8 protein-coding genes and 1 tRNA gene are annotated in these 12562 nt (G+C 43.0%); all 9 read right to left on the bottom strand.

Features of this window, described 5'->3' with window-relative positions; all coding sequences use genetic code 11:
- Positions 1-237: 237 nt before the first annotated feature.
- Positions 238-2238 carry a putative porin gene (locus C5745_RS17505; protein WP_105718307.1) on the bottom strand — a complete coding sequence of 667 codons (2001 nt, stop codon included), beginning with the start codon at positions 2236-2238 and terminating at the stop codon, positions 238-240.
- 166 nt (positions 2239-2404) lie between these two features.
- Positions 2405-3220 (bottom strand): purine-nucleoside phosphorylase, encoded by an 816-nt coding sequence (locus tag C5745_RS17500; protein ID WP_105718306.1) that lies wholly within the window; start codon positions 3218-3220, stop codon positions 2405-2407.
- A gap of 75 nt (positions 3221-3295) precedes the next feature.
- Positions 3296-3370: transfer RNA gene (locus C5745_RS17495), tRNA-Val, on the bottom strand.
- 56 nt (positions 3371-3426) lie between these two features.
- Positions 3427-4896, bottom strand: coding sequence for a sodium:solute symporter (locus tag C5745_RS17490; protein ID WP_105718305.1), 1470 nt, complete (start codon positions 4894-4896; stop codon positions 3427-3429).
- A 9-nt stretch (positions 4897-4905) separates the two neighbouring features.
- Complete coding sequence (murQ, locus tag C5745_RS17485) at positions 4906-5721, bottom strand: N-acetylmuramic acid 6-phosphate etherase (protein ID WP_165793131.1); 816 nt, start codon at positions 5719-5721, stop codon at positions 4906-4908.
- A 101-nt stretch (positions 5722-5822) separates the two neighbouring features.
- Positions 5823-7685 (bottom strand): outer membrane protein assembly factor BamB family protein, encoded by a 1863-nt coding sequence (locus C5745_RS17480; RefSeq protein ID WP_105718303.1) that lies wholly within the window; start codon positions 7683-7685, stop codon positions 5823-5825.
- Positions 7686-7726: 41 nt separating this feature from the next.
- The gene (locus C5745_RS17475) at positions 7727-9199 is read right to left on the bottom strand and encodes a glycoside hydrolase family 10 protein (protein WP_243403385.1); all 1473 of its coding nucleotides are present in this window, start codon (positions 9197-9199) and stop codon (positions 7727-7729) included.
- 71 nt (positions 9200-9270) lie between these two features.
- Positions 9271-10698, bottom strand: a complete 1428-nt coding sequence (locus tag C5745_RS17470; protein WP_105718302.1) for a DUF4623 domain-containing protein — start codon at positions 10696-10698, stop codon at positions 9271-9273.
- 30 nt (positions 10699-10728) lie between these two features.
- Positions 10729-12546 (bottom strand): RagB/SusD family nutrient uptake outer membrane protein, encoded by a 1818-nt coding sequence (locus C5745_RS17465; RefSeq protein WP_105718301.1) that lies wholly within the window; start codon positions 12544-12546, stop codon positions 10729-10731.
- Positions 12547-12562: the final 16 nt, after the last annotated feature.

Below are 12562 nucleotides of genomic sequence, written 5' to 3'. Positions count from 1 at the left end.
ACACAAGGCATTAAGAGTACACACAACTTAACGCACTATGTTAATACAAAACAAACATATCGCTTTTTTTTAGAAAACAAAAATTTTTTAAAAAATATAATTACGGATGAAAAAAATGGCTACGACGGTGATAAATATATACTTACCCCTAACGCGTTATCATAATATCGTCATGTGGGAATCCCCCGAGGATGGTTCGGGAGCAAAGGATACTTAGAAGGAGAAAAGAGCTAACGATCAATCATAAAACTTCCAGGATACTCCAAATCGTAAATTCGCATCCTGCATCGGGTAACGACGTACCGTGTAATACCCCTTAGGATAGACAAACTGGTTAGCAAAGTTATAGGAGATGAACAAGTTTACGCGGTCGATATTGCCGGTAAACCAAAAATCGACGATGGGGTAGGTAGAATATTCTATCCCTACGTTATCATTGTAGAATTGCCCCACATTAATAGCGTATGATGGCGAGCGGAAAGGGGTGTTAAACCGTACATCCGTCCCTAACCGAAAGTCCATTACGTTATACAGCTTGTTTGCGTAATAGAAACTATGCCAGGTGTATAATTCAGGGATTGCCAGTATATCTTGTGCATCTGTTTTCTGATACACGGCAAGATTGTCAAAATGAAAGCGGCCCAAACGAAACTTCTGACCGACGGAGACTTTCAACAGGTTCATATTGCCCGATTGCCCGGGTGTTATTTGTCTCAGGAACAGCTCATCATTATCCGGATTATCAACTTCCCGAAAGTAGAGGTACTTATCCATTAGAAAATATTCTGCCTTGCCGTGAAAACCGAGCTTGTTGTTCATATAGGCAAAGGATAGGTTTTGTGTCGTGGTTTTGTCCCAGCTATGGTCCCATTGATGATAGGTATAGTTCATTAAGTTAAACACCATTTCGGGCGATTTATTTTGTGAATAGGCTCCGATACGCACCCTACCCACATTTTCGCTCAACAAAATATCTGCATTAGCTTCATAAAGAAAGTCCCCTGCATTACGTCCGACAGCGATTTGGTTCACATTAGCCTGTAACTGGATCCGATCACTAAACTGATAGCTCAAGGCACCCTTTAGCATACTGTTTTGAAAGAATTCGCTTGTCAAACTATCTTTATACCAGATTAGGTCGTTTTGAAAACCTAGATCGAGCTTCGCTTCATTTTTAAACACACCCTTTCCCCGCAAATAAAAGCTGTAGGTAAATTCGTTGGTTATATTCGTAATCGTTGTGGTGTCTTCTACTCGCGCGAAGTCCCCATAAGGGAATGCTCCTTCCAAGTCTTCTTCATTTTTGAAGAACGTGAATCTCCTTTGGCGAAAAGATGAGTTATGTGCAACAGTATTCGTAGGACGCACCTCCATCTCCGGAGTTCCCCGGTTTAGGGTGTCTAATCTGCCTAAATAGTAAGATTGCCGCAGAAAGACACCGTTGTCTTTCCATTTATGATGAGGACGATTCGCCTGCCGTCCACTCAGCCTCACCGGATAGCCCATGTTGGACATACTGGAAGTATCTTTAAACACATCCTGCATGTACACATTCCGGTCTACAACCGATCCATTTTCTGGCGAGCTTAAGTTATTGAATGTGGCATTCATCAACAAGTTGTAACGCAGACTTTTCGACTCATACCAAGTAAACACCGACGCCTTCCGGTCATTATAATCTTGATTCACATAGTAACCATCCGTATTGGTGGCGTAATATTCCGCACCGACGTTCCATTGCGGATTAATGTTTTGTGCTATTCGGGCGCGAAAAACCTGATCGTTGAAAAAGAAACCTACAGCATACAATTCAGAATAGCGTGCTCGTGCACGAAAATATTGAATAGAATCAGATTTTATCAAATATCTTTCCAATGCATGGAACCCCGGCTGGAAACCTATCGTTTTGTTCGGGTTGAACAACAGGTCGCGGGAAGCCAAACCATAAGACCCCAGATTAATCGTAGGATTCCATGGAACGTTCTGTTTGTTATAATACTGAAAATTAACGTGCGTGGTATCAATCTGTACAGTACGCGTACTCTGCTTTAGCATATCGAGCGTAGCATAGCGTACATATTTTGCCGTAAACACAACAGAGTCCTTCTTATTGTCCTCCTTGGCACGAGCCGAATCCAACGCACTGCTAAACTCCTCCTCCACCTGTGCGGAAACATACGTCGTCGCTAGGAGGATAAAAGAAATTAAAACGAAAACCTGCTTCAAGTACCTGTCCATCAATACCAGTTTGTTCTAAGTTTAATCGCAAAAATAAGCTAAAATTTTCATTGGAATAATTTATTTTTTTGGCAATGAAGCTTGCATGAATTATTGATATCCTTTTTTGAATGGGCAATTCATGCAGGTTTCATCTGTGTAATTATTTATGCCTATACGGCTGCATTTATTGCAATGCTATCAATTCTTTTAGAATCATTGTCATTTTTGGCTCTGCTTCGGCTGCCACGCGTACTATTTCTGCGAAGGAAACAGGTTGTAGTTCGGCATGAAATCCTTCGTCCGTCACAACCGAAATAGCAAAAACTGGTAAGCTCATGTGATTTGCTACAATAACTTCCGGCACAGTACTCATGCCCACAATATCGCCCCCGATAATACGCATATAGCGGTACTCGGCTTTTGTTTCCAAATTAGGACCGGGGGTTGATACGTAGATAACTTTATGCGCTCTGTACTTTAAACGGTCTGCAATCTCCAATGCTTGCTGTATCATGTCCTTGTTATATGGTTCACTCATATCCGGAAAACGAGGCCCTAAATCATCATCATTAAGCCCACGAAGTGGGTTGTCAGGAAGTAAATTGATATGGTCTTCTATAACACCGATGTCGCCTTTCAGAATATCCGAACTAAGTGATCCCGATGCATTAGATACAAATAGCTTTTGGATACCTAAAGCTTTCATAACCCGCACAGGAAATGTTATCGTCTGCATGTCATACCCTTCGTAATAATGAAACCGCCCTTGCATGGCGACTATCCGACGTCCATTCAGCATGCCAAAAATCAACTTTCCGCTATGAAATTCGACGGTCGAAATAGGGAAATTAGGGATATTGGAATACATCATCTGGAATTGTACGTCTATTTCTTCGACCAACTTACCGAGGCCTGTCCCTAAAATAATACCAAACTCTGGGGAGAAATCCCCTATTTTTCGACGAATGGTGGTTACGGTTTCTTCTATTAAATGATACATATAGGTCTAAAGGTATAAAGTAAAAAACAAAAAGTGAAAAACAAAAAAGAGAGACTTTAAAGTCTCTCTTTTTTGTGGGAAATACTGGGTTCGAACCAGTGACCCCTACCTTGTCGAGGTAGTGCTCTAAACCAGCTGAGCTAATTTCCCTGAGCGAAGTTGTTTGAATGGCTCAAAGATAGTTGATTTGGAATCAAAATTAAAATTTATTTCACTTTACCAGGCGAAGTAGCCCACAACATGAGGAATATCGTCAATCCGTTATAAACAATCAATTCAAAGCCTATACGGTAGCTCGTATGCGGAATAACGTAGTACGTATTTAACAAATACCATAAAATCGGCGATAGGATACAGAAGTAAGGCACCAAGCTATCCTTTACCTTATTTCGGGTGAGGATACCAAAGGCAAATAAACCTAACAGGGGACCATACGTATAACTTGCCGCTGTAAAAATAGCTGTGACTACGGAATCATCGTTTAATAAACGGAATATTAAGATTACCAGTAACATCACGATACTAAACGCCAGGTGCACGATGTTCCGTTTACGCACTAGTGCTTTTGCGTTCGGATCTGTAGTTTTATTAAATCCTAGAAAATCCACGCAATATGATGTTGTCAATGCCGTCAGCGCAGAATCGGTCGTTGCGAAGGTTGCAGCAGTTAGTCCCATCATAAAAATGACCCCTGCTGCTAAAGACAGATGGTTTAGCGCTATCTCCGGATAGAGGTAATCGGGTGTGCGGAACATGCTAATATCAATCCCTTTTTCTGCCACATAAATATAAAGCAACGCACCGACGGCCAGGAAAAATAAATTGATCACAACAAATATTCCCGTAAACGTAAGCATATTTTTCTGCGCTTCACCAATCGTCTTCATGCTTAAGTTCTTCTGCATAAGATCTTGGTCAAGCCCCGTCATGGCAATTGTTACAAATGCACCACCAATGATGTGCTTCCAAAAATGATTTCGGTCTCCCAATAAATCTTCCCACACCACAATCTGGGAATAAGAACTCACTTTTACCCGCTCGAAAGCTTCCAGCAAAGAAATCCCTAGGCCGTCGGCCATAAAATAAATAGAAAGAATTACCGCCAATAACAAACAGAATGTTTGGAGCATATCGGTGATAATTATGGTTTTAAGCCCGCCTTTGTTCGTGTATAACCATATCAGTATCAGACAGCCTGCTACAGTTACCCCAAACGGTACGTTCCACGCATCAAAAATAAATTTTTGTAGAATGATGGCTACCAGATATAATCGGAAGGCTGAACCGATAGTTCGGGATATCAAAAAGATCATTGCTCCCGTCTTGTAGCTTTTATGTCCTAATCTGTCCTCCAAATAAGTATAAATAGAAGTAAGATTCATCCGATAGTAAAGCGGTAATAACACATAGGCAATTACCAAAAAACCTAGTGCATTCCCCAACACAAACTGAAAATAACTAAAGTTTGAAATACCCACGGCTCCTGGCACGGAGATAAATGTCACGCCTGATAAGGCGGTCCCTATCATCCCAAAAGCGACCATATACCATTTAGAGTTTTTGTTCGCCACGAAGAACGTAGCATTATCGGAAGTTTTGCGGGATGTAAAATAAGATACGCCCAGCAATATACCGAAGTACACAAACAAAAATATCAAGAGTGTGATTGGCGACATGGGTGGTTTTTAAGATTTTAAAGATTGGTAACTTTCAATCGCTTTGCGCACATTGCCGTACCGCTCCAACAATGCCGAAGCAGCCTCTTGGTCCAGACCTGTCTCTTCCATGACCATCCGTACTCCCCGGGCCACCAATTTAATATTAGACAATTGCATATCGACCATTTTGTTCCCTTTTACCCGTCCGAGTTGAATCATGACGGAAGTACTCAACATATTGAGCACCAGTTTTTGTGCGGTGCCTGATTTCAACCGTGTGGATCCAGTAACAAATTCAGGACCTACGATCACTTCTACCGGATATTGCGCTTCCTCCGCAATAGGCGAGCTGCTGTTACAAACAACACAACCCGTCACCAACCCTTCGGCGTTTGCGCGCCTCAACCCACCAATGACATAAGGTGTCGTCCCAGAGGCTGCGATGCCAATAATGACATCATTTTCATCGACATCATATTCTTCCATATCTTTCCAAGCCTGTTCCATATCATCTTCCGCAAACTCCACAGCTTTACGGATAGCAGTGTCTCCGCCAGCTATCAATCCGATTACCCAGTCAAACGGAACGCCAAAAGTCGGCGGGCATTCCGAAGCGTCCAAAATTCCTAGACGGCCACTGGTTCCTGCTCCGATATAAAACAACCTTCCCCCCTTTTTCATTTTCTCGACCGTGATTTTCACCAGTGCCTCCAATTGTGGAATTGCTTGTTCTACGGCCAATGGCACTGTTTTGTCTTCTTTATTCATGCTGGTCAATAACTCGTTGACCGACATTTTATCTAAGTCTTGATAGTTCGACTCCTTTTCCGTAACTCTTACCATTTTAATCATTAATCTTCTTCACTACAAAGGTGCAAATTCTAAACTAAAACACGCACAAACACGCACGGATACTTTAAAAAAATATCCCCCTCACCTGCGTTTTATTCTTTGTCGAGGTAAAGCTTCATCATTACACCATCCATTGTGGAGATAATTACATGGTTAGACCTCAAAACAAATATAGGATTTATCATAGCATTTGAAAGTTTATACTGCCACAAAACTTCTCCATTCTTGACATCAACGCCCGAGAGAAGACCAGAATGGCTTGGTACAAATACTTGCTTGCCGTTGGTCGCTATGGCAGAGGGGGCCAGCTCGTATGGCAACTGTAATGTTGATCGCCAAGCGATATCCATGCTATCCGCCGTCGTGGATATGCCAAGCAGATTGCCATCCATTGTTTTCACGTACACATAACACCCATCGTCCGAAAGCCCCATTGACTCGCGAACACGAATGGTATCTTTTTTTTCGCGCCAGATGACTTCTCCTGTTACAGCATCCAGACAGGTCATATAGCGATCCGGGGTAACAATAAAAATACGGTTGTTCGTCGCTACGGGATAGCACGCAGCCGCTGAGAGCATGCGGTTTTTATGTCCATTGTCCCACGACCATTGTAACTGGCCGGTCTTCTTGGACAGCGCATAAAATCCATTTCCCCAATCACCAAATATCACTTTATCCTTATACAGTGTCGGTTTCCCGGAGACGTATCCTTGAAGCCGATCGAAGGTCCATTTGATTTTTCCTCTTTTTACATCTATTGCTCGGAATATCCGGTCAGAACCACCCACAAAAGCTATCCCTTTCTCGATTACCGCACTGCCCAATACCGCTTTGTCTGTTTTTATCTGCCATTGCAATTGACCGGTGTCCGCATGCAGACCATATATCGTTCCATCTGAAGAACCGACAATTACGGTATTCTTCCAGACTGCAGGTGTAGCATAAACTTTGCCTCCTGTTTGGTACGTCCACACTTTCTTTCCTGTGTTTACATCGAGTGCAAAAACTTGTCCGGCGGTATTACCTGTTATGAGCAAATTCCGATAACTTGCCATACCTGCTCCCAAATCTGCATCATCTTGAAATCGCCAGACTTCTTGTACCTGGCTAGCATACGTACCGTTTACGGAAAAATCAGGCCGTTTATAGACGGCGGTAGCTTGATTAAATTGGTGATTTTTTAGTGGTATGTTCGTCCAACTTGCCTCGGTTTTCCATAATGGCCTGCGCACGGTATAGGTGGCCGCCCCATTTTCAACGGAGATAATGTTGTAACCGCCTACGGAATCTTTTGCCCGCAAATTGGAGCGCCCCATGACGCCGGGAATCCCTTCCCAATTGTACACGCTGTTGTTATGCCCATGTCCGCACATGGCCAATTGCACATTTCTTTGTTTCAGACGGTCAACCGCTTCGTACCAGTTATTCAAAGATGAGTCCAACGGATAATGGTTAATAAAGATCAATGGGGTCTCTTTGTCCGGATTTGCTCTGAATACCGAGTCCATCCACACCAAGTTCTCCCGGGGTATCTGCCCCGGGCTCATGCGCATATTAGGCCCCGATGTTGTCCCCATAAACAGATAGCCTTTATGGCGAAAGAAAAAAGTTTCATCGCCAAATACTTTTCTAAATGAATTGGCACCGCTTTCTGACCAGTTGCTGTCGTGGTTGCCAGGTAATACGTATAGGGGTAAAGACAGGCTATCCAAAATCTGCTTTGCCAAGGCGAGCTCTTCGTCCGAACCGAATTCGGTTACGTCTCCCGACAGGATAACAAAATCAATATCACTTTGCTGGTTAAGGTCCCGAACGGTGCGCCTTAAATCCTCGGCACCAGTTGATCCTCCCACATGGGTGTCGGTTACCTGTGCGAACTTGAAGGGTTGTTGGCCGTAAACAAGGGCAACAAGGCACAATATGCTGATTAAACAAAATAGGAACTTTTTCAAATTGTCGTGCGTTTATACCTACCAATATAGGTATTCTTCTCTTAATTCTTTTCGACTAGATCAGACGGTTTCGATTCTTGGTGGTCAACACCTAATGTTGCAACCGAATAACCACCCTTTTTATCGACTGCTATTGTATGCTCTTCGGTAATGGCTAGCACTTCCCCCTTTCTATCGGCACCTGAAGCAACTACCGGAAAATAATAAACAACAGACTTTACATTCCCAGACGTACTCCATTTTAACCGATTTCCTTCTATACGTACGTTAGCTGCTGAAGTGGGTGCCGCATCGTTCGAGCGACCAAGAAACGGCATCACACCAGGTTTTTCGTACAGCGAGCTTAATTTATCGGTAATACCGATTTTATTATCTAATACATATTTTGCACTGTACATCGCGCTTCCCACTATCTTTTTGTTCTTTTTTGCCATGTCTATCTGCTTTTCCAATTCGGTTGTTGACTGGAAGGCCGCAGGTTGTGCAGAATCGCCAAATTTATAAAACCCATGGCCGATAACGACAGGGACGTCATAAGCAAATTGTGTCCATATACCTAAGTTGGTCTGGAAATCATTGTAGTTATTTCCTATCTCTTGATAAAGTTGTGGTATCAACAGATCCAACCATCCTTGTTGGCACCATTTTGCAACATCGGCATAAAGGGTGTTGTAATTATAATCTTTGCCCGCCGCGGGAGATATGGAAAACACGACCCCTGGTTTTGTGGCTACAATGGCATTATGAATACCTTCTATCGCCTTGTCTACATTTGCACGGCGCCACGCCTGGATCGTGCTGAAACCCGATCCGTAAGTTTCGTAATCAGCTTGATCGGAAACCATGACACCGGCGGAGGACGGGTCTGGATAAAAATAATCATCTAAATGCACTCCATCTACATCGTATTTACTGATCAGCTCCTTCACAATATCCGCTATACGTTTTCTTACCTCCTCCCTAGCGGGATTGTATATCTGGATTTTTTCGTGACTCACCACCCAACTTGCATTTATTGAACTATGCAAAGGTGGATAAGCTGTACCGTTATTCGCTCGTGTGGCAATCCGATAAGGGTTCATCCAAGCATGAAATTCAATGTCCCGGGCATGTGCTTCTTCAATTAGAAACGTTAGAATATCGTAACCGGGGTCTTTTCCTCTTGTACCTGTAATAGAGGTTGCCCAAGGCTCGTAATCTGAAGCATAATAGGCATCACCCATTGCCCTTACCTGAAAGAATATCGTATTGACATTCATTTCCTTAAATTTATCCAAGTAAGCGAGATACTTTTGTCGCTGACCAGCAACGGTATAATCACCCAACGGCCAATCTAATCCCCAAGCTGTCGTCAGCCACACGGCGCGCATTTCTTTAGCGGGATAAACCAGTCCATTTGGGTCCGGCCCCGGTGGTTCGGGTTCCGGCGTATCTCCGGGTGAGTCTTTGGAACAGCTGTAGATAGAGAATATCAAGGATAAACCCAACATTAATTTTGTGATATGCTTTATCATTCGACCAATCTTTTAAATTTATTTTTCTAATAATCCATCCAGGAGTCACTCTAACTCCCGGATGGATCAGCTTAATCTTCTTCTATATTTACCGGGAACTCAATGATGGCAAAGCCCCCATCTGTCACCGCTCCATAAAGCATGAGCTTCTCATCGTTTCCTTCTCCATCTTTCACAATGTGAAAACCGGTTTGCGATGCCGGAGCAATATTCGTTACACCATTGATTAAGTATTGATATACCGGCTCTTTATTGGTACGTTGGGAAAAACTAGTCAACGCAGCAACAATATCCCGACCGACCGTAATATTATATACTTGCAACATGCCCACTTGGTCGCCCGTGCGCGGCACAGTTACGACTAACAAGTAACGCTCCCCGTTGAAATCAATAACTCGAGCATCAGTAGCATTTGTAGGTAGCGCCGCTGCCGGCATGGTGTAAGAAACTGATCCTGAAGAACTAACAACTGCAATTGGCTTGTCTAGCCCCGTTACGAGACTAAACTCGCTATTTGCTGCTTGTAAATACGACGACCATTGCCCATACGCCACAGCTGTATTGATTACTCGTTGATCGACAACATCTGTATAATTTTGAATCTGTATACGAATAACCTCCGTTCCCATACTAATCCAGTAAGCGTAGCCATTGCCCTGATCATCCAAACTAATCGAGAAATTATCACCATGTCGTGCACCCGCCCCAGACAGGTTGGACGGGAGAATATTTGCAATCACTTCCGGTTCCTGAGATGGATTTGTCCAATGATATAATCTAACTGGTTGAGCCGCGCTCGTCGAAAGGTTAACTACATACGTATGACCATTGACCTGCGCCCCCATATTCCAAAGAAAAGTTCCCGCATTCATACCGGCGGTATTAACAGGTATCCGGTTAATCGTATTGTTTTTAAGGTCGTCTACATCCAATAAGTGCACACCTGTACCTCCCCGACTGACAATCAAAACATGTTCTCCATCAAAACCTGTACCTCGTGTCACCATTCCCGTAAACGCCTCATACGTGGGATTCCCCATTTCATTTGCGGAGTAATCATACACCGCTGGTTTGGTAAAATCAGCTCCATAAACTGGAACTTTCAATCTTAACGTTGCTAAATATTCTCGGAAACGAGGCTCATGCACCACTTTCAAGACGATAGTGGTTTCCGACTCTCCTTCTTCAAACTTCACGTCAAATATTTCTTTTTCTAATCTCGCACCATCGGACACCTCAACTTCAAATGTTAAGTTTCCAAAGTTGGTTAAAGTATCAATTCTCGGAAACGAAACCCGCTTTGTTTCTTCATCTACCATTCCCTCTACCACTACATCTCCATTTTCACCCGTATTTATTATCCGGACCGATTCTAAAACGGTATAGTTGGCAGACGAGTCTATTGCTCCCGGCAAATCATCTTCGCAAGCTGTCATTCCAAGTAGGCATACGAAAAGTATTAATAAGCCCCCTTTACACCATATATCTGTTCTTTTCATGATAAATTCATTTTTGCATATAAAAACATATTAGTTCTCCGGCCATCCCTCTGTCTGCTCTAACACATAACCGCGTATGGCGTATTCATCAATCTGCTGTCGCCCAATAGGAGTTAAATACGGATTGATATTTGGCTGATTCAGAAATGGTAAACGCGGACCATTGCTTGTTCTTCTATAAAACCCGATCATTTCATCCCCATTAGCACCATTATAAATTATTTCATTACCATCTAAATCCACCACGGCCAACAGATCGATATTACCTCCACTTAGCTGAGTAGGAAGTTGTTGGGGAAAATTCACCCATCCTCCAGAAAGCAAATCGCTATTCAAGTCGTTATCCATATACTCAACTTTACCCCATCTTCTCAAATCCAATAATCTTGATGTCTCAAAAGCAAATTCCATTCGACGCTCCCTTCTGATTTCCCACAACAATGGAGAAACATCCTGATCCCGATCTGGATCAGATGAAATAGCAGCAAGCTGCAAATGAGCCGTTTTCTGCACACCTTTGGCTTCCGCTTCGGGAGCTAATGGTCTATCGCGGATTTTATTTATTGACCGATCGATTTCATCTTGTGTGACGGGCGCACCACCAATCTCAGCCAATTCCGCTTTTGCTTCAATCCAATTTAACAACATTTCGGCATAACGTAATACGGGCGCGTCCGTTTCGTTTCTACTGCCTGTAAATTCGGCCGGCATAGCCCCCCCATCTTCTTTCACTAGCTTTTCTACCTCTCTTGGCAAAAACTTCGTAATGTAATATAAGCTCCCTCTATTTAAGGGTTCAGGCTTAGAATAAAAAGTGGCTTCAAATCGGGAGTCACGTGTTTTAATCAAATTATCTAAATGAAATTCATCCGCACCATTCAAACCTGATTCCTGCCAAGGTCTACCATCCGCACATAAATAGGCTTTAATCAGATCCGTAGAGGGTCCATTATTCGTCGATTCTGCTAAATTTCCGTAAGAAGCAATAGAATGCGTGATACCCACTGCGGCGTCGTAATTACGATATAACACCATGTCTTGGTTACCTCGAAGCTCATCCGAGGCAAAGAGAGATTTATAGTCGGTCACGATATTGTACCGTCCACTGGACATGACCATTTGTGCTGCTTCCACAGCCAACTCTAGAAACTTCTTAGCCTGCTCATTATTATTATAATAATACTTTTGCCATGTACCTTCATACAAAGCCAATCTGGATACAAAACCAGCCACCACATAACGATCAACTGTGAGCGCTCTATCACCATCCGTTAATCTAACGTTGTCTAATGCATAGCGCCAATCATCGTAAACAGCATTCATAACTTCGTTTCGCGGGGTCCTAGGTTTATACAGATCATCCGGGTCTGTATCAGATACGACATGACCGTAGTAAGGCACATCTCCATAAGATCTGACAAGGTCAGCGTATTCAAAGCCACGGAAGAATCGACCTATCCCTATCCAATGTGCTTTATCTTCCTCTTCCAGCACATCTCCCATACGGGTTTCAATACGGTCTAACATGAGATTTAACGAACGAATAGTCGTGTAGCTCCATATCCCGCTGTTTGGAACCGCCCGTGTAAAATTTGGCTGGTTGCCCTGTATAACCATGTCGTCACTATTCGTATAGCCTACTAGCGGAGCACCACCTGTACTCGTTCCGGTATTATACCCAGTAAAAAAACTGGTATAGTATTTATTGGCATATAAGCGTAGTTTTTCTTCAGAATCCCAAGCTGTATCATCGTTTTCTGAAGTCAGCGGCGGTCTATCTAAGAATTTATCACACGCGGAAAACGCCAGAACCCCGATGACTAATAATATTTTAGTTACAATTTTCATTTCTTTTCCCTTTTAA

The organism is Sphingobacterium haloxyli, from assembly GCF_002980525.1.
GTDB lineage: Bacteria > Bacteroidota > Bacteroidia > Sphingobacteriales > Sphingobacteriaceae > Sphingobacterium > Sphingobacterium haloxyli.
The sequence above is the reverse complement of the archived record's forward strand: the minus strand, read 5'-3'. Positions and strand labels throughout refer to the sequence as shown.

What these genes read in the sequence shown, in the direction of transcription:
- C5745_RS17505 (WP_105718307.1), bottom strand. Translation starts at nt 2,238, where the DNA reads ATGGACAGGTACTTGAAGCAGGTTTTCGTTTTAATTTCTTTTATCCTC.
- C5745_RS17500 (WP_105718306.1), bottom strand. Translation starts at nt 3,220, where the DNA reads ATGTATCATTTAATAGAAGAAACCGTAACCACCATTCGTCGAAAAATA.
- C5745_RS17490 (WP_105718305.1), bottom strand. Translation starts at nt 4,896, where the DNA reads ATGTCGCCAATCACACTCTTGATATTTTTGTTTGTGTACTTCGGTATA.
- murQ (WP_165793131.1), bottom strand. Translation starts at nt 5,721, where the DNA reads ATGGTAAGAGTTACGGAAAAGGAGTCGAACTATCAAGACTTAGATAAA.
- C5745_RS17475 (WP_243403385.1), bottom strand. Translation starts at nt 9,199, where the DNA reads ATGATAAAGCATATCACAAAATTAATGTTGGGTTTATCCTTGATATTC.
- C5745_RS17470 (WP_105718302.1), bottom strand. Translation starts at nt 10,698, where the DNA reads ATGAAAAGAACAGATATATGGTGTAAAGGGGGCTTATTAATACTTTTC.
- C5745_RS17465 (WP_105718301.1), bottom strand. Translation starts at nt 12,546, where the DNA reads ATGAAAATTGTAACTAAAATATTATTAGTCATCGGGGTTCTGGCGTTT.